The sequence below is a fragment of the Lachnoanaerobaculum saburreum DSM 3986 genome (assembly GCF_000185385.1).
Lineage (GTDB): Bacteria > Bacillota > Clostridia > Lachnospirales > Lachnospiraceae > Lachnoanaerobaculum > Lachnoanaerobaculum saburreum.
On record NZ_GL622296.1, the window covers coordinates 2,001,535 to 2,024,119 of the forward strand.

18 protein-coding genes are annotated in these 22,585 nt (G+C 34.2%); all 18 read right to left on the minus strand.

Going from position 1 to position 22,585, the window contains the following annotated elements:
* Window positions 1-82 precede the first annotated feature (82 nt).
* The 18 genes from udp to HMPREF0381_RS09285 all read right to left on the minus strand — a co-directional run bounded on the left by udp (window position 83) and on the right by HMPREF0381_RS09285 (window position 22,497).
* Complete coding sequence (udp, locus tag HMPREF0381_RS09215; protein ID WP_008751696.1) at window positions 83-856, minus strand: uridine phosphorylase; 774 nt, start codon at window positions 854-856, stop codon at window positions 83-85.
* 220 nt (window positions 857-1,076) lie between these two features.
* Window positions 1,077-3,404, minus strand: coding sequence for a hypothetical protein (locus HMPREF0381_RS15185; RefSeq protein ID WP_207635184.1), 2,328 nt, complete (start codon window positions 3,402-3,404; stop codon window positions 1,077-1,079).
* Between the two features lie 406 nt (window positions 3,405-3,810).
* The gene (locus HMPREF0381_RS09225) at window positions 3,811-4,413 is read right to left on the minus strand and encodes a T6SS immunity protein Tdi1 domain-containing protein (protein ID WP_008751698.1); all 603 of its coding nucleotides are present in this window, start codon (window positions 4,411-4,413) and stop codon (window positions 3,811-3,813) included.
* A gap of 32 nt (window positions 4,414-4,445) precedes the next feature.
* Window positions 4,446-4,982: a DUF3841 domain-containing protein gene (locus HMPREF0381_RS09230; RefSeq protein ID WP_040461345.1), complete on the minus strand. Its 537-nt coding sequence runs from the start codon at window positions 4,980-4,982 to the stop codon at window positions 4,446-4,448.
* 60 nt (window positions 4,983-5,042) lie between these two features.
* Window positions 5,043-8,090, minus strand: coding sequence for a type III restriction-modification system endonuclease (locus tag HMPREF0381_RS09235; RefSeq protein WP_008751700.1), 3,048 nt, complete (start codon window positions 8,088-8,090; stop codon window positions 5,043-5,045).
* Window positions 8,091-8,102: 12 nt separating this feature from the next.
* Window positions 8,103-9,827 carry a site-specific DNA-methyltransferase gene (locus tag HMPREF0381_RS09240; RefSeq protein WP_008751701.1) on the minus strand — a complete coding sequence of 575 codons (1,725 nt, stop codon included), beginning with the start codon at window positions 9,825-9,827 and terminating at the stop codon, window positions 8,103-8,105.
* Between the two features lie 20 nt (window positions 9,828-9,847).
* Window positions 9,848-9,970 (minus strand): hypothetical protein, encoded by a 123-nt coding sequence (locus HMPREF0381_RS15600; protein ID WP_008751702.1) that lies wholly within the window; start codon window positions 9,968-9,970, stop codon window positions 9,848-9,850.
* A gap of 13 nt (window positions 9,971-9,983) precedes the next feature.
* The gene (locus HMPREF0381_RS15775; protein ID WP_008751703.1) at window positions 9,984-10,748 is read right to left on the minus strand and encodes a DNA methyltransferase; all 765 of its coding nucleotides are present in this window, start codon (window positions 10,746-10,748) and stop codon (window positions 9,984-9,986) included.
* Window positions 10,749-10,892: 144 nt separating this feature from the next.
* On the minus strand, window positions 10,893-11,165 hold the full coding sequence (locus tag HMPREF0381_RS15780; RefSeq protein ID WP_008751704.1) for a hypothetical protein: 273 nt from the start codon (window positions 11,163-11,165) through the stop codon (window positions 10,893-10,895).
* Window positions 11,166-11,200: 35 nt separating this feature from the next.
* Window positions 11,201-11,860 (minus strand): site-specific DNA-methyltransferase, encoded by a 660-nt coding sequence (locus HMPREF0381_RS15785; protein ID WP_008751705.1) that lies wholly within the window; start codon window positions 11,858-11,860, stop codon window positions 11,201-11,203.
* Window positions 11,860-12,513: a DUF4391 domain-containing protein gene (locus HMPREF0381_RS09250; protein ID WP_008751706.1), complete on the minus strand. Its 654-nt coding sequence runs from the start codon at window positions 12,511-12,513 to the stop codon at window positions 11,860-11,862. Before HMPREF0381_RS09250 ends, HMPREF0381_RS15785 begins: the two co-directional genes overlap by 1 nt.
* A gap of 16 nt (window positions 12,514-12,529) precedes the next feature.
* A complete protein-coding gene (locus HMPREF0381_RS09255) occupies window positions 12,530-15,766 on the minus strand; it encodes a helicase-related protein (protein WP_008751707.1) in 3,237 nt (1,078 codons plus the stop codon).
* Window positions 15,767-15,930: 164 nt separating this feature from the next.
* A complete protein-coding gene (locus HMPREF0381_RS09260) occupies window positions 15,931-17,532 on the minus strand; it encodes a C40 family peptidase (RefSeq protein WP_008751708.1) in 1,602 nt (533 codons plus the stop codon).
* 20 nt (window positions 17,533-17,552) lie between these two features.
* Complete coding sequence (gene rsmA / locus HMPREF0381_RS09265; protein WP_040461348.1) at window positions 17,553-18,425, minus strand: 16S rRNA (adenine(1518)-N(6)/adenine(1519)-N(6))-dimethyltransferase RsmA; 873 nt, start codon at window positions 18,423-18,425, stop codon at window positions 17,553-17,555.
* Window positions 18,426-18,469: 44 nt separating this feature from the next.
* Entirely contained in the window at window positions 18,470-19,255 is a 786-nt protein-coding gene (locus tag HMPREF0381_RS09270; protein ID WP_008751710.1) for a TatD family hydrolase, read from the minus strand.
* Window positions 19,256-19,286: 31 nt separating this feature from the next.
* On the minus strand, window positions 19,287-19,973 hold the full coding sequence (locus HMPREF0381_RS09275) for a TraX family protein (protein WP_008751711.1): 687 nt from the start codon (window positions 19,971-19,973) through the stop codon (window positions 19,287-19,289).
* A 37-nt stretch (window positions 19,974-20,010) separates the two neighbouring features.
* Window positions 20,011-21,969, minus strand: coding sequence for a methionine--tRNA ligase (gene metG, locus HMPREF0381_RS09280; protein ID WP_008751712.1), 1,959 nt, complete (start codon window positions 21,967-21,969; stop codon window positions 20,011-20,013).
* A gap of 69 nt (window positions 21,970-22,038) precedes the next feature.
* Complete coding sequence (locus HMPREF0381_RS09285; RefSeq protein ID WP_008751713.1) at window positions 22,039-22,497, minus strand: MarR family winged helix-turn-helix transcriptional regulator; 459 nt, start codon at window positions 22,495-22,497, stop codon at window positions 22,039-22,041.
* Window positions 22,498-22,585 lie beyond the last annotated feature (88 nt).

Consider the following 22,585-nt stretch of genomic DNA (forward strand, 5'->3'; position numbering starts at 1 on the left):
TTGTTATATTTAAACGTCTTTTTTAATATTATAAGGTGACAGTTTACCTATATAATGTCGAGTTCACAGGATATTCATATAATTATTTCTCTTTTTTTATCATAATTCTTATAGCCTCTATAGCTGTCTCTATCACTGTGCTTGTATCATGTACCTGTTCGTTTATAAGCCCCGCCTTTGCTCTCTCCTGATTGGCAATAGCTAAAAATATTGATCCCGCTCTTACACCCAGATAAGAAGCCGCTGTAAAAAGTGCTGCCGACTCCATCTCGGAAGCAAGTGTACCAAGTCTTAGCCATGCTTCCCACTTATTCATCAGTTCATAACTTACCGGCTTACTTTCAGGTTCATGCTGACCGTAGAATGCATCCTTACACTGCACTACTCCTATATGTGATTTAAACTTAAGTTTATCGGCGGCTTCCTTTAATGCACATAATACATCAAAATCCGCTACTGCCGGAAATTCTATTGGAGCATACTCTTTACTTGTACCCTCCATCCTTATTGCACCGTTTGCTATAACCAAATCTCCTCCGCATACATCAAGCTTCATACCTCCGCAGGTACCCACTCTTATAAAGGTATCAGCACCGCACCTGTATAGCTCCTCAAGTGCTATAGATGCCGACGGTCCTCCTATTCCTGTAGATGTCACAGACACTTTTTCGCCGTCAAGATATCCTGTATATGTCACAAATTCTCTACTGTCCGCCACAAGCTTTGCATCATCAAAATATGCCGCAATTTTCTCACATCTTTTCGGATCTCCCGGAAGTATTACATATTTCCCCACTTCGCCTTTACCTACTCCGATATGATACTGTACTCCTGCACCCTCAGTATAATCAATCATACTTGTTTTCCCTTCAAATTATAGATTTTTATAGATTTTAGGTTAATTATATCTGTATATTCTCAGCTTTACAATCATATTCTTATAGTGTTATCATTCCCTATAAGCCCCACTTGGAAACAAAATATCAACTTATATTTTCTTAATATTTCACCTTATTGTATAGTCAAAACTTCAGGTTCATCATTAGAACTGTCTTATCACTTACCTATCGCTTCAATTATCTCCTTTGAGGTTTCATAACAACTTCTCCGTTTTCATCCATTACTAATATAGGATTGCTTCCGTCACGATTTATCCTTGTAATACACAGTTTCTTCGAATTATCAATATATCTGTAAATAAATATATAATTATCTGTTACAAAGATTTCTATCATACGTTCATCTACAGATATCCCCTTCATTGTGTAAACTTCTTTTGATATACCGGTTTCAGCATCTACCTTATATATTTTCAATTCCCTATATTCCTGATTATTCTCTACATAATCTTCAATATACGATATATATACCTTTTTGTCTCTAATAATAAAGTCATTCCTATTACGACTATTACTTAATGGTCTATCTATAGCATCATAGCTGATAGCAGCACTATCCAATATATTTTTTATATCATCCACTTTAACTCTGCCTATAGGATATAATTTTACCTCATACTTTATTTTGCTCATATATTCTTTATTTTCATATGTATTTATATACTCATTCATGTTTCCGGATAACTTGTCTTTATAATTTTTATCTCTATAAGTAAGTTTCTGCTCTCCAAGAAAATAGATATATCCATCTGAAACCTCTGAGAAATCCCAAATTGATAACTCGATACTTTGCAGTTCATAGTTATCCAGATTTCTATCAATTATTTCTCCTTTTCTTACCTTTTTATCTATCTCTTTTGCAAATGAATCATAAGGTATAACTTCTTCTCTCAAATAAGAATCCCAAGTTTCCGGAGGTAAATAGTATTTTGAAAAATGCAGAGTATATTCTTTATATTTTATTTTATTAATATCAAATAAATAATATTTTGGTGCATAAACTTCTGCTTTTAAAAAATCTATGTTAAAAACATAGTTATTAAATATAGTATTATCCCTATCAAACCCATTATATCCTAAATCATTTTTAAAAATTCTTTTCCCGTTAAAGTCATATTTTTCAAACTCAGTACCTCCACTTAATGTATATATATTATTACCTTCAAGGTACATTATTCCAGGGGCATAAATAATGCTTATTATCTCTCCATCTGTGTTCAGTTTGTAAATACTGTTACTGCTTTCCTCTCGTAGAAAAATATTTTTATCCTTTACTAAAATACCGGAAATATTCCTTTGCATTTTACAAATTTCTTTTATTTTTGCATTTTTATTTTCCATATACATCAGCCTGTTTTTATAAACAAAATATGTACCGTCTTCCCCTTGAACAACTTTATTAAGTTTTTTTCCACCTCCACCGGCATCATTATCTGCTATCTTTTCCTTGCAATATATCCCCGGTATATATATGTTATCACTCAATTCCCGACAATCATAAATATTCCTGGTAATACCTTTTTCTATATCTGTAGCCAGAACCTTTATTTCTTTCGTTGTAACATTATTCACATTTGATATACTATATATATAATTATCATTTACTTCAAATACTTCTATCTTGTCATTAGTGTCTATTGGGTACATCGGCACATCTAATATTTCATACTCAAGTTGTGAAGTGTCCTCTGAATTTTCTATATTTTCAATATCAACTCTAAGCATTACATAAACATAAGCTTTAAATTCTACTCTGTTTTTCTCTTTTTTATCAACATTACCTGTACTGTCAAATGAAATTTTATTTTTATAATTTTTATCTCTATAACAAAATTCCAAAACATGATAAAAATATATATACCCATCTACCGCTCTATAGTAATCCGGATTTTGTTTGGATAAACCTATACTGACCAGTTCATAATCTTCCATATTTCTGTTTTCAGTATTTCTTAATTTATTTTTATTTTCCCTTATTTTGTTATCCAAACCTTCTGCCCATTCATCATATTGTTCCAAATTTCTAAAATTTTTATTATAATCCCATATTGACTGCTCCTTATAATAATGCACTGTATATAAAACTTTAGGCATGTACTTAACTTTATTCCAATCAAATATATAATGGTATGGCACATCCACTCCCATCCCATAATTTGAAAGTTCCTCCCTTACCATACGAATATTATAATCATTGAATATAATACCACCAACACCTCCTGCCATTAACTGACCATAATACATCTTTGAAGAATAGATTTTTTTACCGTCTAAGTTATATTTACTTATTGTATTATTATCATATACATAATTATATATATATCTACCATCTATATAAATTCTATCTCCACTTCTCTTAATTATTGGCTTTGTTTCATTGTTTTGGTTGACTTTATATATATCATATACACTATTATCCAAAAAAAATACATTCGAATTATCAGGTATAATCCATGCTATTTGTTTTAAACCTACTTCTTTCACCTCTGTACCAACACTATTCATATACATAAGTCTGCCCCTATACAAAAAATATATACCTTCTTTTGTTTGGCAAATCTTTCCTATGCTCCTTACAGTTACTTTATCGTTATCATGAAAAAACATCTTTCTGATAATATTCGGATACTTATCAGCAGGAATATACATAAAATCACATAATGACAGGACAAAATATATTATAGTAATTATAATTATACTTATAATTCATTTCTTTTTCATATTCAAAGCCTTCATTCCACTCAGATCTCCTTTGTATATCTTATATTAAAAATATTATACCATTCCAAACAGGAACAGCTTTCCTTATAAGACTTTACTATAATCTTTTCTTTTTTCTGTAAAATTATATTGGTAACTATACAATGTATTATATTCTTCCAAATCGACCTGACTATATATAATTTTTCTCTTATTGCCAGTCAAACAATATCCACTGATGAATAGCCGCATCCCCTTTATCAATATATTTAATATCTTCCGCACCGCCTGTCACCAGTGCAGGTGCAAAGAAATATATCTCATTTGCCTTCAGGATTCCAAGCTTATTTTTTGCCTCATCAAATAATGTACGCCTTAGTATACCTTCTTCAATCTCACTGTCAACAAGATACTCTACAAACTCTTCAACAGTATAAGCTGCCACACTGATATTCCTGTAATGCATATCCAAAAAAGATATATCATATTCGCCTTCACCAAGATTTCTAAAATAAAATATATCACCAAAGGCTGTCATCATAAAAGGAATTCTTGAATAGTCTTCTTTTCCAAGCCATTTATAAAAACTGTCCATATAATCTTCAGGATTTATAAGCTTTATAATGCCGTCTCCAAAATTGCCGAAACCATAATCTTCCATAAGCTCAAGAATCCTCTCATCCACACCGGCACCCCTGCAAGCATCCAATATATGCTTTGAAGGCTCTACCAAGTCGCTACCCGGCTTATACTTTTCTATAAACTTTTCCCAAACTGTTTTTTTGTTCTTTTTAAAGGAATCAAATATCCCCATAGTGTACCTCCGTAAAACTGCCTAAATATGGTTTATCCGGCTAAAACAAAATGCTCTGCCTTCAAAACCCATTCTTTTTTTAACTCCCAAAATGTTGCCTGAGTAGATTTCGGTGCATTCCACCAATCTGTTTCTATATCTACACAAAAAATATTCTCCCAGCTTTTTAACTTCTCATCTTCACTTGGATTATCAATGTCATCTTTTCCATATAGCGGTAAATATCCGTCATTTAGTATAACATGCCACATATCAAAGTCTGACAATAAAATCATATCGTCAGGTACATCTATAGATAGTAAAACTATAGGCGTTCCTTTCTCGCCCCCATATCTATGAGTCCTCATATCCAAGCGTTTTCGTGCGCCTTCCCATTGGTACCATGCCCATACAGGGTATATTACATCATTTGGCGGCATCCCTATGCGTTTCTTCATCTGATCAACAAGCCAATCATATGAAGAACGAAACTGCCCGTCAAATAATAAGTATTTTTCATTTGCTATAAGTCTACCCGTCTCAAGTAAAACGTCATAAGCGACTTTATGTTGAATAGTCCATAAAAGCATTTTAAACTCCATAAAATCAATTCCAAAAATATGTACATAAAACATCTGTTATTTCATTTATTACTTTCTAACCAAATTTAATAACGAATCATAACTATCTATTACATCATAAACAACTTCACCGTTACTAATTGCTTTAAAATGCTCTCCGGCACAATGTATCTTTGATTCCTCTATCAAACGAAGTTGCATTGAACTCATCGTTCCCTTTGTTTCTGCAACAAAGTATATGTGCTTTACACCACCTTCACAGAAAGCAATAGCCCAATCAGGATTATATCGCCCAACAGGAGTTGAAATATAAAAACCATCCGGTAGCTTTACATATACTTTAACATTTTTACTTATATCCATTTCTGTTACAAATTTTTTCTCATTTGTAGAATCAAACATAATATGGTCATACAAATGTCTGTTGACCTTCATAGCATTAATACCAAGACGCCCCTTTATTGTAGGATCAGTAAATACGTCTGTTCCATATTTTTCATCTATCATGTCATATGTAATATGTTGTATTATTGCGGTTGCCTTTTCATCATTAATAAGAACTGCCGCTTTAATGATAAATTCCTCAGGATTATTTTTAAACTGCTCAAAAGTTGTAGATCTAATACCCTGCAAAATCTGTATTATGGCTTTTCTTGTAAGCCCCGTTTCATCTACCAGCTTACCTATCAAATCATATTTTATATTTGAACTTGATATAGATGTATTTTCATGTATTGCTGATCCTTCTTTAATAAAAGCTGTACTACTCATCAAATCATCTTTAGACTTTATTTTTTTCATTACTCCTGTTTCAACTTTTAAATAAATCTTCGAAACATTCAATTTCTTGTCCAAAGATATAATAGCTTTTTTTACAAGCTCATCTGTATCAAAATCAACTACATAAACTGATTTTGAATTAATCTTGCTCCAAAGAGCCTTAAACTCAGGCATGGCAAGTTTATCTTCATCAACTTTAAGTTCAATATTATTACTCCTAGCATTTTCCGGCATCATGGTCCTACTGTCATATATTGAATCAATAATCTCAACTACAGAAGCCTCAAAGCCTTTTACTTCATCTGCCAACTTTAGCTCATTGTTACTCTTATCTTCATAATATATATCAGTTAACTCACCTTTTTTATTGATGTAACCATTGATAATAAGATCTGTATATATAGCCAATCCTAAAGTATCATCAACAGTCTGTTTTTTACCGTTTGAGCCTTGTATTACTTTATCAATAAAGAGTTGTGGTGTAACCTTTTTAGGTCTGTCTGCAACTGCTTCTGCAATTTCAGTCTGAAGACCTTTGGCAAAGCTGTCATAGCTTTCACTTGCAATTACAGTAAGTACGTTTACATTATGTACCTCATTTCCAAGAATATTTGTATCCATACGTTCTCCATCCTCATTTACACAAAGACGAAGTCCACGACCCACTTCTTGTCGTTTTCGCACATCACTACCACTTTGCTTCAATGTGCAAATTTGGAATACATTAGGATTATCCCATCCCTCACGTAGTGCAGAATGTGAAAAAATAAATCTAACAGGAGACTTTTTGGGATTTCTATCCAAAAGGAGTTCCTTATTTTTCATTATAAGGTCATATGCATCAACATCATCAGTAGTAGTTTCCTTACGTGACAGCTTTGAGTCAACCATTTTACCTTTTTTATCAGTAGAAAAATATCCTGCATGAGTTTTATCTTCAGATATAGAGTTGATATAGTCTATATATTCACTTTCCCTGATTTTAATCTGAAGATTTCTAATAATATCTATATACTCTTCTTCAAATATATCAGCGTATATACCGTTCTTCGGCTCACCTGCCACATCATATTCTCTATATTTTGCAACTTCATCAATAAAAAATAATGATAGCACTTTTATTCCCTTATAAAACAGTTCTCGTTCTCTCTCAATATGTGACAGTATAGTCTCTCTGATTTGTATACGACGAATATGCTCTTCGCTTACTTGTCCTATAATATCACCGACATAAATCTTTATACCGTTAATAAATTCTATAGAGTCATCACGTCCGTCAATTCTTGAAACTACAAACCCATGTTTATACTCTTCCATCTGTCCTGAATTATCATACAGATTATATCCTTCATTTACAATTCTTGTGACCTTTCTAACGCCTTTGTTTCCTTTAAAGTCGAACTGAATTGTTGCAGTTGGTGCTGCTTTTGAAAGATTTATACTTTCTAAATATACATAACTTTCTGTAGCTGTACTTCCCGATTCCGTGATACCTTTAACTGCAATCTTTTTCACAAGTCTTTTATTATATGCCTCCATAGCATCCAAACGATAAACCATATTGTAGATGCTGTCACTCTTATGTGTCGCCGAATAACGAAGTGTCATAAGCGGATTAAACTGTTTTAGGTTCTCCTTTGTCTGTTTTCCCTCAACCGACTGCGGCTCATCTATAATAAGAATAGGATTTGTCTTTGCAATAATATCTATCGGACGGCGTGAACGAAACTCATCAAGTTTCATATGAATACGTCTTGCATCCTTTCCCTTAGCATTGAATGCCTGAGAATTTATAATCATAACATTTATCGAATTATCAGATGCAAATCTATCTATTTCGGTAAGCTGAGAAGAATTATATATAAAGAAGCGAACTTTCTTACCATATTCTTCTGCAAAATGATCCTGAGTTACTTGAAAAGACTTATATACGCCCTCTCTAATGGCAACACTTGGTACAACAACAATAAACTTGCTCCATCCATAGTGTTTATTTAACTCATACATCGTCTTTATATACGTATATGTTTTTCCAACACCGGTTTCCATTTCAATAGTTAGATTAAATTTACCTTCCAATTTATCAGAAGGTTTTAATTGATTGTCACGCTGTACCTTTTGTAAGTTTTCTAAAATCAATCCATCACTTAATTCAGGAACAATTTTTTGATTTCCCCAGCCTCTAAAGTCCTCCTTATCTGTAACAGACATCTGGTAATTCCCCTCACCTCTATCCATCATATATGACGGAGTCAAATAAGGTTGGCCGACAAAAACATCAACTACGGCTTTAGCGGCATCTGCTTGAAACTTTTGATGCTTAAATTGTAGCTTCATATAATAACCTCCTTAAATCACCTTTACTCTTGTATCAGGTGCCAGCAATTTGAATATCTCTCCTACATTTATCTTTGCAGGACTGTTTGCAAAACTGCTGTCTCTAAATACAGCACGTAACGGCTGTTTCTTTGCTATTTCCTTTATCACACTATCAGGTATATTCTCCTCAAAACAAGCAATAAAATCACCATTGTTGTAATTATGAACTGTATAGCCTTCTATCCTCTCTGAGCTATATGGAAGTGATAAAGGCAATCCCCATTCAAGTAAGCAACTAAATAAAAGATCTAAATCATTTCTACCTGTCTTTATATTAGACTCAAGTCTTGCCAACAGGTCTTGAGAATACTCATCAGGACTGTAATAAACATCTGTCATATTTGATTCGTCAAGCTTTAACACTCTAAATCCGATATCCAAATTCTCTATACCTTCCTTGTCTCTATTTTCTTCAATAATCTTTTTACCGGCACGACGGATACGCTCTTTGCCTATTTCACAGATGTTTTTATAACCTGCTTTGTATGCTTCCGACTTTTCATCTGTGGCTTCCGGAAGTTGTACCATAATAAACTTTCTATGTCCACCATCTTCAGCATTCAATTGCATAACAGCATGTGCTGTTGTTGCAGAACCGGAGAAAAAATCTAATACAATATAATTATCACCCATGTAAGATAGAAGTTTTTTCATTAATGATATAGACTTCACGGTATCAAAACCAATTGGACTACCCATTATAGAATTTAATTCATCTTTACCATTTTGAGCAGTTCCAACTACATCTGCACGTAGTAGGGACCAAAATGGTTTATATTGTTTTCTACCAACTTCATCTTCTGGATAAACAGCCTTTTTTATAATGCCTTCAATAATTTCAACCTTGCCATCTTCTTCTAATTTTCTTGCAACTTCTTCTCCAATCTGCCATCGTTTACCATCTCGTGGATATTGTCCAAGTATCTTAAATTTCATTGATGGTCTACTGTATCCTCCTGAATCAGATTTCTCAATAATTTCAAATCGACATTTTCCATACCTACCAATGTGTGGATATAATAACCTGTCTTCTATCTCCTCTAGGTTAAATCCCATTACCTCATTCTTGTTTTTTCCATACATCAAAATCGATTCAGTTTTTTTCTGCAAACCAAATCTCGCAACTCCGGTATTAATAGGTTGCGTTGTAGCTTCCCAGACAATGTCACCAAAATAATTTTTCTCACCAAATATCTCATCACATATTTTTCTTACATTTGCATATTCCCGCTCATCAATTGATACCATTATTATTCCATCGTTTGTCAATAAATTACGTGCTATCAATATTCTTGAATATATCATCGAACACCAATCCGAGTGAAATCTGCCGTTAGAATCTGTATTTCTAAACATTCTATTGCCACTGTCACTATACTCTCCTGATTCTTTGGCATATTCCTCAGTATTTACCTTAAAGTCGTCATTATAAATAAAATCATTTCCAGTATTATAAGGCGGATCAATGTATATCATCTTGACTTTTCCAAGGTAACTTTCCTGAAGCAGTTTTAAAACTTCAAGATTATCTCCCTCTATATACAAATTCTTAGTGGTATTCCAATTTACACTTTCTTCTTCACATGGTCGAAGCGTCTTTCGTATAGGCTTATTAGCCTCTACTATTGAAGCCTTTTTACCAACCCAGGTAAACTCATAACTTTCATCTCCTTCAACAACTTCAGATGAAAGCATTTGTCTTAGAAGTTCAAAGTTTATACTTTTGGTGTACCCCCCCCCCGAACATATGTTTCGGTTATGCAGTTAGGGAATATCTCTGCTATCTTTTCAATATTTTTAGCTGTACTGTCGACTGATTCCATTCGTATCTTTTCCATAAATATCTCCTCCTTAAATCACCTTTACTCTTGTATCAGGTGCCAGCAATTTGAATATCTCTCCTACATTTATCTTTGCAGGGCTGTTTGCAAAACTGCTGTCTCTAAATACAGCACGTAGCGGCTGTTTCTTTGCTATTTCCTTTATCACACTATCCGGTATATTCTCCTCAAAACAAGCAATAAGATCACCATTGTTGTAGTTATGAACTGTATATCCTTCTATCTTCTCTGAGCTATGTGAAAGTGATAAAAGCAATCCCCATTCCAGTAAGCAACTAAATAAAAGGTCTAAATCATTTCTACCTGTCTTTACATTAGACTCAAGTCTTGCCAACAGGTCTTGAGAATACTCATCAGGGCTATAGTAAATATCTGTCATATTTGATTCATCAAGCTTTAAAACTCTAAATCCGATATCCATATTTTCTATACCTTCTTTTTCACTATTTTCTTCAAGAATCTTTTTACCGGCACGACGGATACGCTCTTTGCCTATTTCACAGATGTTCTTATAACCTGCTTTGTATGCTTCCGACTTTTCATCTGTGGCTTCCGGAAGTTGTACCATAATAAACTTTCTATGTCCACCATCTTCAGCATTCAATTGCATAACAGCATGTGCTGTTGTTGCAGAACCAGAAAAGAAATCCATTACTATTGCATCTTTTTCTGTAGTATACCTAACTACTTTTTCTATAAAGGATACAGGTTTTGGATAACTAAATACATTTTTTTCAAAAATTTTCTTTAATTCAGTTGTTGCAACCTGATTCATATATTCATTATCAATTCCAAATATACTATGAACAGGATCATATAAAGTTGATGCATCTTTTTTATATCTCTTAAATATAAATCCCCTTTCACCATCACAATAATTTTCCTTGAATTTTATCTTTCCATTAGCTATATATTTTTTTTAAGTATCTTTTGAAAATGCCCAGTATCTGCCCATTGGAGGTAAATCTTTTTTATGTGTAAATGGATTTTCTATTTCAAAATATGTAGAAGTACCACCACTTTTTGCACTGGGATCCCCTGTACACCAGTCACCATTAGGATCATTGTCTGTATTTGAGTAATTATCAAATGTTTTTTTCTCCCCCTTAAATAACATTTGGCTTCTATACTTTGAATATATCAAAAGTATTTCATGCTGTAAGTTAAAACCATTTATGTTGTCTCCAGTCATAGATTTTGTTTTTCTTATAATTTCTCCTACAAAATTTAATTCTCCAAATACTTCATCACAAATTTTTTTAAATTTTCCTGCTCATTATCATCAATACTTATAAATATAACACCGTCATCACTCAATAAATTCCTTGCAACCAAAAGACGAGAATATATCATTGAACACCAATCCGAATGAAATCTACCATTAGAATCTGTGTTTTTGAACATTCTATTCCCATTATCGTCATACTCTCCTGACTCTTCTGCATATTGTTCTCCGTTTATAGTGAAGTCATCATTATAAATAAAATCATTTCCTGTATTATATGGCGGATCAATATATATCATCTTAACTTTTCCAAGATAACTTTCTTGTAAAAGTTTCAATACTTCAAGATTATCTCCCTCTATGTATAGATTCTCTGTTGTATCCCAGTTTACACTTTCTTCTTTACAAGGACGTAATGTCTTACGAATAGGCTTATTGGCTTCTACTATAGAGGCCTTTTTGCCAACCCATGTAAACTCATAGCTTTCTTCGCCTTCAATTATATCTTTTGAGAGCATCTGTCTTAATATATCAAAGTTAATTGCTTTCTTAGGTTTTCCATCTGCATCAACAGTTTCCGTTATACAGTTAGGGAACATCTTGCCTATCTTCTCTATATTTTTATCAGTAATATTGACTGATTCCATTCTCATTTTATCCATTACATTGTCTCCAACTTTTTTATCAGCACCTTAAGCTCACTATTCATTTCCATCTGTCTGTTTAGTTGAGCTTCTTTTCGTATCTTAGCTTTTAAGTTATCTATCTGTTTTTGTAATGATTGCTTTTCTTCATCTCTGTTAACCGACTTCTTTAAGCTCTCACCGTTTTCTTTCGCTTTTAATCTGTCACCTGCTACCTGACGAACAAAGTTTTCATACACAGCCTCTATACTTAGGCCTTCCAACTTCAACGGAAGATTATCTTCATCCATCCAATTTGTTTGATAATAAGCATTGACTTTAAAAACATTTTTACCTGATAACAACGTCTCTTTATACCCTATTCTTGCCTGATATTTCCCACCATACTCAAGCAAAAATAAAATATGATATGGTATTTCTCTATCTATCTGACGTAGGAAAGCATCATCCAACTCTTTACTGTTCAGCCTTATTTCAAAAACCTCTATCTCTGTTACATCATTTCCACCGGCGAGATTTATAGTAGATACAGCAATTTTGTTTCTCCAATAAATTGTTTTCACTTGTTCTGTAAATATTCTTTTTAGAGCAGGTGAAATATCCATATTTTCATAAAACTTCTGTTTTGGAATCCTTTTATTAAACTCCGTTGTCTTTGGTAATCCTATCATAATCCCTCTATCACTATTACTTAACCACTAAAAAACAAATAAGCTCAAAATCATCCAGTCCGTTTACTACAGATTTAAGTGCTGAAGTCCCACCTGCTGAAAATAAACTGTCAATATCACTCTCTTCTTTAGAATCAATAATTGAATTTATCGCTTCACTAAGCAATTCTGACATCTCACACATATTTTTCCCGTCATCTGTTTCCTCATTAAAGCATTTACATAATTCTTTTATCGGTTCTTTCTTACCTTTACACAACAGCCTTATATTATCCAGTAACTTCTTGGGATTCAGATAATCACATATCACTTCTCCATCTGTCCCAATATAAACCATATAGAACGGATGAATTCTATTTTGATTATCTATATTTACGCTATTATTTATATTTCTGAGTACAAAAATAACACCTTCAGGCAACTCTTCTGTTGCAGGTACAACAGCATGCATTCCTTTAGGTTTCTTATCCATATCACCATTTGCCTTTATATACTCAAGAAGATCCAGTCTAAATTCATTTAGTCCCAAGTCCATTATGGAAATTCCTGTAGACATATCTTCAATATCAACGACTTCTTCCTGTAATCGTTTTAATTGTTGTCTACGATATTCCAAATCTCCCTTTTCCTCCGGATTTATAAGGTCATCATCTCCCGTTGAAGTCATAACCGATATTTTCATCCTTGTTTCAACTCTTCCCTTAAGATTGATGTATTCATCCAAATCCATATCAGGCCAGAAATTGACAAGCTGTATATATTTATTTTTACTTCCTATACGGTCTACTCTACCAAATCTTTGAATTATTCTGACCGGATTCCAGTGAATATCGTAGTTTATTAGATAGTCGCAATCCTGTAAATTCTGTCCCTCTGAGATACAATCTGTTGCAATAAGTATATCTATCTCCTCATTACTATTCGGCATAAGTACTTCCCTGTCCTTTGAAATTGGTGAAAAGCACGTTAATACATTATTCAATGTTGCTCTAAATTCTTTGATAGTAGTTTTACCGTCAATAGATCCTGTAATAACTGCCATATTTAAACCATATTTCTTTTTTATATATTTACTTACATTATCATACAAATATTCTGCTGTATCTGAGAATGCTGAAAATATGAGAACTTTCTTATTTCCGGTATTTATCGGATTTTCTATCTTATCAGATATCAGTCTTAAAAGTTCTTGTAGCTTACTGTCATGTTCAGGTGTAATATCCTCTACCATAAGTGTAAGCAGCTCTAAAGTATCCGCATCATTTTTCAGCTCTGTTCTCCAAGTCTTATAATCCATATCTGAAAGCTCTATCTTTACCTTCTTCCCAACTGTAAAATAATCTGTATTGGTATCATCCATATCCAATTCCGAATCTGATACTTCATACATATCTATTTCCGTGTTCCCATACTTTTCAAATCTGTTTATCGCATCTACCGTACTGTCTATAAGACTTTTTATACGCTTAAGTGTTAAGCAAAATGAATTCACTGAGCTCTCAAGCCTTTTTAGCAGATTTATGCTCATTAATCTACGTATACCTTCTTCACGTCCGCTCTGAGTTAATCTGTCTCCCTTATTATGTGTAAGCTCCAAGTACTTTTGTACCTTGCTTGGAAAGATATAGTTTGAAGGCGTATAAATGCATAATGATAATAGTGACAGCTGCTCATAAATCTGATTGTAGTTAATAGCCGAATTCAAATCTGTAAGCCTTGGCCTAAGAGAAATTGGCTTTTTTCTTTCCGGAAATTTACCAATCTTAGCTGTATCATAATACTTTTCAATGTGCTTTCTGGATCTTGCAATTGTTACACTGTCAAGCAATTCAAAAAAATCAAATTCTAATGACTTTAGTAACACATCTGTAGTTCTATATTCTTGTTCAAGTTTTCCCCAGTTATTAAATGCTCTTTGTGCCTGCCTAAATATCTCATCTACTGTTTTAGCAGTATCCAGCTTATTATTTATCAACTTTGAATCACCCTCATAAGCAATAGCCAACTGATTCTTTAAATCGGTAAATCTATTATTGACAGGTGTAGCCGACAGCATCAAAACTTTTGTCTTAACTCCTGCCCTTATGATTTTATCCATAAGCTTTACATATCTGTTCTCTACTGTATTGGAATGTGTTCCTATACCGTTTCTAAAGTTATGTGATTCATCAATGACTACCAAATCATAGTTGCCCCAGTTCAAACGATCCAGATCAAGACCGTTTGAAGACCCATGTGCTCTTGATAAATCGGTATGAAATAACACATCATAATTTAATCTATCTGATGCTATAGGATTGTTAACATAGTTGTCTTTATAGGTATTCCAGTTCTCGGCAAGCTTTTTAGGGCAAAGCACCAAAACACTCTTATTTCTATTTTCATAATATTTAACTACTGCAAGTGCTGTAAATGTCTTACCCAATCCAACACTGTCTGCAAGTATACATCCATTGTATCTTTCAAGCTTATTTATAATTGCCAATACGGCATCACACTGGAAATCATATAACATATTCCAGATTTTACTTTGTTTAAAACCTGTAGCCTCATTTGGAAGCTCATCTTCTGAAATATCCTCCAAAAACTCACTAAAAACATTATATAATGTCATAAAATATATGAACTCAGGTGAATTTTCATTGTAAGCTGTACATATATTTTCTATAACCGTTTCTGTAACATTCTGTAGCTTTTTCTTGTCATTCCATAGAGACTCGAATATCCGGATATAATTTGATGAAAGATGTTCATTACAACGACTTACTATATTATAACAATAATTTCCTCTTTCACATCCAATATCAACTGTAGTAAAACCCTCGATAGGAAAATACGCTATATTATCTGCATCACTTGTAACAGTAATAAATCCCGGCATATTTTCACCGGTGGTATTGGACTTAAATGTAACTTTTCTTTTGATCCAATCTGCACATTCTTTGGCAATAGCCTTTTGGTTCATCTCATTTCGTAATTTAAGCTCAAACTCTGTACCATATAGACTGTTTTCTCTACTTATCCTCGGAATATAAAATTCTCTCTTTTGCTTCTCAACTTTTTCCTTGATAAATGTTGGAGACGTAAATATAAAACGACATTCATCTATCTCTTCCAACTGCTTTTTCAATTCTTTATATGCATACATAGAAAAGCAAGCTGCAGCTATTGATACCTTGCTTCCTTTCCTTATAGTAGATAACATATCATCTCGAACAATATTTTTGATATTATCAAACATCTTAATATCCATCTATATTACTCCTTATATGTTTCGCTCTCCTATTAATTATAATACCTACTCTTTCCCTTCGCTTGTACTCAGTTAATAGTATTATCTATAGGTGAAACCTTCTTTACAATATACCACATTATACACAAGAAAAAAACTGTCGCAATCTGCAACAGTTTTTATACTTAGAATATTCTCCAAGCTACTATAAAGTTATTTCTCCACCAACTTGACATTCCGCTTCTTTTTACTCTTCCTCTTGAAGATGAAGCATCTATAATCTCTCCTCCACCGGCAGCGATACCTACATGGCCTGATACCACTACTATATCTCCCGCCTGTATATCTGAGAATGAACTTATTCTGGTATATCTTCCCGGATTTCTCCAGCCTGAAGATGTGATATAGGACTGACCTACACCCATCTGCTTTAGAACCCAATAAACAAAACCTGAGCAGTCAAATGAGTTTGAACCCTTCGCACCCCAAACATAAGGACTTCCTATCTTTGAAGATGCAATACTGATCATATTTCCGACACTGCCTGAATATGAACCGCCGCCTGACTTACCGTTTTTACCGTTCTTTTCAGGCTTACCTGTCTTTTTATCATCCCTTGACGGTCCCTTTATTCCGTCCGTGTTTAATTTTGCAAAGGTCTGCGCTCCTGCTCTGCCGTCAGCCTCAAGACCGTTGTTACTTTGGAATCTCTTCAGAGCGGACTCCGTTATCTCGCCGAAGTATCCTGTAGCATTTGCCTCATTCAGATATCCCGCCTTAGCAAGGAGAGCCTGAAGTCTGCTTACCTGCTCATTCTGATCACCAAGCACCAGACCGTTTGCCTTTGCCTCCTTTGAAAGGATAACCGCCCTTGTAGAAGGTCCCAAATAGCCGTCCACCACAAGGTCATTCTTTGACTGGAAAGTTCTGACTGCAAGTTCAGTATCATTGCCATATGTGCCGTCCGGACTTGAAGTCAAATATCCAAGTTGAAACAGTCTGTTTTGAATAGCCTGAACCACCTCACTGTGTTCACCCAATGAAAGTGTGTTTGCCTTTATCTCATCTGAGTAAAGCAGATTCATAGTCTCACTTCCAACCTTACCGTCCTCACTCAACTGGTTTATCTGCTGAAGTTTCAGTGCCGCTTCTTGAGTCCTCTCATCATAAGTACCTGTTATCATATCTGCCGATGCCAGATAACCCAACTCATAGAGACGATTTTGGATTCTTTTTACATCCTCACCCACATCACCGAGCTTTGCCGCATAGTGCTTTGCATTGGCATCCATCAAAAGCGGCAATGTGGAGGGTCCTATGATACCGTCCTGTGCAAGACCGTTTTGTCTTTGGAAAATCATAACAGCCGCCTTTGTAACCTCACCGAAGTAGTTTGTAGGCTCATCATTGTCCATAAATCCAAGCTCCATAAGTCTTGACTGTACTCTGGCAATATATGAATGTTGTACGCCTTCTTCCAAAAGCTCAGGCCTCGGCTCCTCCGTCTCCACAGTGATATCAAGTGAAGGGAACTCATTTCCGGCCTTTTCCATCGGCATTACTTTCGCGGCAGCCACCTGTGTTTCTGTGGTGGAATCCGAGGCACTTGTACTTGATGCAATATTTCTTGCACTCTTTCCTGACAGTGAAACGGCAATTATAGCCGCTATAGCTACTACACCTATTACACCGCCTGCCATTATTTTCTTATGCTTATCCATATCTTGGATAGTTTCTACTCTATCTTTTACGCCTCGTAAAAATTCATTATCTTTTTTCTTGCTCATCTTTTCTTCCTTGTCAAAATTTATTCTTGTAAATATTCTGCCAATTGTGCAAACTCATCTAAGCTAAGAGCTTCACCTCTTATCTTTTCAGACTTTCCAAGCAATGACAAAGCGTGAATTATCTTATTCTTTGAAAATTGAAGCCCCTCAAAATTTATAAGCGAGTTCACCAAAGTTTTTCTTCTTTGATTGAAACCTGCACGTATAATTTGGAACATCAATTTTTCATTTACTGTTTTGATAGGTTTATCTTTGTAAATATCCAATCTTATAACACTTGATCCTACTTTAGGTCTTGGAATAAAACAATTTTGTGGAACAAATGCTACCACATATGGGTCAGAATAATATTGTACTGCCAGTGACAATGCACCATAGTTCTTACTGCCGGGTGCGGCCTGCATTCTATCTGCCACTTCCTTTTGAATCATGACTGTAATACTGTCAATATGAGTATGTGACTCCAATACATTCATGATAATAGGCGTTGTAATATAGTATGGTAAATTTGCTATAATCCTTATATTATCAAATTCACCATACTTTTGTATACATTCATCAATCAGCTTTTCTAAATCTACCTTTAAAAAATCAGCATTTATTAGCTCGGTATTTTTATAATCTTTTAATGTATCGCCAAGTATCGGCAATAAGTTTTTATCAATTTCAACAGCTACAACCGCTTTAGCTGTAATTGCAAGGTACTGTGTAAGTGCCCCTATTCCGGGACCAATCTCTATAGCTAAATCATTTTTGCCAAGTCCTGATTCCGAACATATCTTATCTAAGACATGTGTATCTATCAAAAAATTCTGACCGAACTTTTTTTGAAAGTTAAAATCATATTTTTTGATTATATCTATAGTATTTGCCGGATTAGCAATTTTTGTCATCTTAATCTCCATACCACTCATGGTGTTGTCTAAATGAAAACTTATTATTTCATCTTAGAATATAATCTTCTTGCATTTTCAAAGGTCTTTTTTATAATAAAATCCCTTGAAACTCCTTTTATCTCACTTATTCTATCTATAATATAAGTCAGATTCAAGGAAGAATTTCTCTTACCTCTATTCGGTACCGGTGCCAGATACGGACAATCCGTTTCCAATACAAAATCATCAAAAGAGATATCTTTCACAGTCTCTTCAAGTTTTTTTGCATTTTTGAATGTAACCACACCGCCTATACCAAGTAAATATCCAAGTCTTATAAACTCTCTCGCCATTTCCTTACTATAAGAATAGCAATGTATAATTCCTCCTACTCCCTCAAACTTCTTTAGAATATCAAATGTATCCTTAGCCGCATCTCTTGAATGAATGACTACAGGTAAATTATATTTTCTTGCTAAATCAAGTTGAGCGATAAAAGCTTTTTTTTGTATCTCTTTTTTCGGCTCATCATAATAATAGTCAAGTCCTATTTCACCTACAGCCACACATTTTTCATCTGAAAGCATCTCTTCCAATTTCAAAATGCTTTCAGAGTCTATTTCTTCACTTGAAGACGGATGAACTCCCACTGCCGCATAAACAAATTTATATTTATGTGCAAGCAAAAGACTTACCCTTGAGCTTTCCATTGAAGCTCCTATATTTACAACCCTTTTGATGCCTGTATCTTCAACATTATTTAAAAGCTCATCTCTGTCTTCATTAAATGCCTCATCATCATAATGGGCATGTGTATCTATTATATAAAATTCTTCTTTTTTGTCCATGTAATATTTTCTTAAAATTTGCGTAATGTTTTTATTGAAGCATATTTATCAAAAAAAATAAAACCAATAAATGTACGGGATAAAACAGATAAAATAAATATTTTAGGTCTTTTCCCTTTTTTCCACTATACATATTTATAGGTATAAGACTGAAAAATGCTGTAGGTTCAAATGCAAAAATAATTGCAGTTGCAACATTCCTATATAATATCCTATCTCTAAAAAGGTATATACAGGCGACAGCCAAGGGACCTATAAACTCATAATCAAATCTGAGCAGCCATGCTGTAAAACAGCTTACCCCTACAAAAATAATACTGAAATCAGGATATTTCCTGATACAGCAAAGCATTATTATACATATAAGAAGTTCCCACATAACATTTTGATGATATATCTCAAATACCGTATTATAAAATGCCAAATCATATGGCACTTCTGATATAATTGCAAACAATGCTAATCTGATTATATATTTTTTTATGTTCTTTGTGTGAACAAACCCCTCAACAAGTAAAAATACATATATCGGAAAGGCAATACGCCCTATCATTCTTGAAATAAAATACAGCCTTGTAGACATACCGGCACCGACCAATAAAAAAATCAAGCCGGTTGCTCCTATATGGTCTATAAGCATTGTAAGCATTGCGATATATTTTAATATCGCACCGGAAAAAATCCTTATATTTATTTGTTTCAATTTTATTTGTTTCAAGGCCCCTCCTTAAAATATTAAGGTTTTACTGTCTGTATTATGATATTTCAGAACCCGGTTTTATATTTCTCTCAGGTGACACCAAACTTGCATTACCTTCGTCATCCTCCGCCAAAAGTATCATACCTTGACTTTCAAGTCCTGCAATCTTTTTCGGTGCAAGATTTGTTATCACCAAAACCTGCTTGCCTATCATATCCTTAGCGGAGTACCACTGTTTAATGCCGCTAAGAATCTGTCTTGTAGTATTTCCGACTTTTACCTGTGAGCAAAGAAGCTTTTTTGATTTTGGAACTTCTTCACACTTTACTATCTGTCCCACCTGTATCTGCAACTTTGCAAAATCGTCATACTCTATAACAGCCTTTGCCTCCACATCTACGCCTTCTGTATCTTCTTTATTTCCGTTCAGATTAAGAGTTTCCACCTTCTTTAATACTTCTTCAAGCTCAAGCCTTTTAAATAAAATCTCCGGATCCTTTGCTAACGTGGTACCGCTCATAAGGAGTCCGAACTTATTCATATCCTCAAGACTTCTCTTATTTGTTCCGAAGTACTCCAAAATTTTTTCTGAAGTCTCAGGCATAAAGCTGTATAAAAGTGTGGCGCCTATTGAAATAGACTCCGCCAGATTGTAAAGTACTGTCTGAAGTCTTGACTTTTTGTCCTCTTCTTTTGCAAGTATCCAAGGTGTAGTCTCATCAATATATTTATTACATCTTTTGAACAATGTCCATATCTCACTGATGGCATCTGCCACACGAAGCTCCGACATCTTCCTTACCACCTTCTCAACAGTCATAAGTGCAACATCCTTTAAGTCGGTATCAACTTCCATTGCACCTGCCACACTCTCATCTTTGGTATCTGTAAGTACTCCGTCAAAGTACTTATTGGTCATAGATATCGTTCTGCTCACCAGATTTCCAAGTACATTTGCAAGATCCGAATTGAACCTTTCCACCATCAGCTCCCAGCTGATTACACCGTCATTATCAAAAGGCATCTCATGTAATACAAAATATCTTACAGCATCCACACCGAAGAAATCCACCAAAGTATCCGCATATATTACATTTCCCTTTGACTTACTCATCTTACCGTCACCTTGTAAGAGCCATGGATGACCGAACACCTGCTTTGGCAGCGGCAAATCAAGTGCCATAAGAAATATCGGCCAGTAGATTGTATGGAATCTTATTATATCCTTACCTATAAGGTGAAGATCCGCAGGCCAAAATCTTTTGAATCTTTCACTGCTGTTTCCGTCAACATCATATCCTATACCTGTAATATAGTTTGAAAGTGCGTCAAGCCACACATATGTGACATGCTTAGGATCAAACTCTACCGGTATTCCCCATGTAAAACTTGTTCTGCTTACACAAAGGTCCTGAAGTCCCGGCAATAAGAAATTATTCATCATTTCATTTTTTCTTGAAACAGGCTGAATAAACTCAGGATGTTCATTGATATACTTGATAAGTCTGTCCGCATATTTGCTCATCTTAAAGAAGTAAGCCTCTTCCTTTGCAGGATATACATCACCGCCACAATCAGGGCATTTGCCGTCTACAAGCTGTGAGTCCGTAAAGAATGACTCACATGCTGTACAATACATTCCCTCATAACATCCCTTATAGATATCGCCTTGATCATAGAATTTTTTAAAAATCTTTTGAACCTGCTTTTTGTGATCTTCATCTGTAGTTCTGATAAACTTGTCATATGATGTGTTCATCAAATCCCAGATCTTTCTTATCTGTCCTGCCGCATTATCTACATACTCCTTTGGAGTAATTCCGGCATCTTTTGCCTTATTCTCTATCTTCTGACCATGTTCATCCGTTCCGGTTTGAAAAAAAACCTCAAGTCCTTCTTCTCTTCTAAATCTGGCAATTGCATCAGCGAGTACTATCTCGTAAGTATTGCCTATATGGGGCTTACCTGAAGCATAGGCAATGGCAGTTGTTATATAATATGGTTTCTTGCTCATCTGTTATTCCACCTTTTTATGTATTATATGGTGCTTACGGTCAAAACCCGAAACACCTTTATATTGATTTCACTTATTATTAGTTTTTTCCAGTCTAATCCAAGTATTTATTTTTTGCAAAGCACTCATCAGTGTATCACTCTCTATATCATCTAAGTTTTCAAGCATTGATTTGACCATTTCATCATGGAACTCTTCATATTTTATGAATGCTTCCTTCCCCCTTTGTGAAAGCTTCACTAAGACTACTCTTTTATCTTTTTTTGACCTCTCTTTTATCACATATCCTTTCCTTACAAGACTGTTTATAGAAATAGTCAATGTTCCTATAGTTACTGCCAGTTCTTTTGCAATCATAGACATGTTTTTCTTACAATTCATTCCTATTGCACTTATCACATGTATATCATTATTGGTCAAATCCTTAAATTCAGAGGTACTAAGAGCACTCTCCTGATAATCAAGTATATCATTAAATAACTTTACAAGGATTACTTTAAATTCCTTTGAACTTTTCAAAATACTCATCCTTTTTGCATCGGATACAATAATCCCATGCTTAATTTATCAAGCAAGTATTATACTAAATTTAATGAATAATATCAAGCTTGGCAAA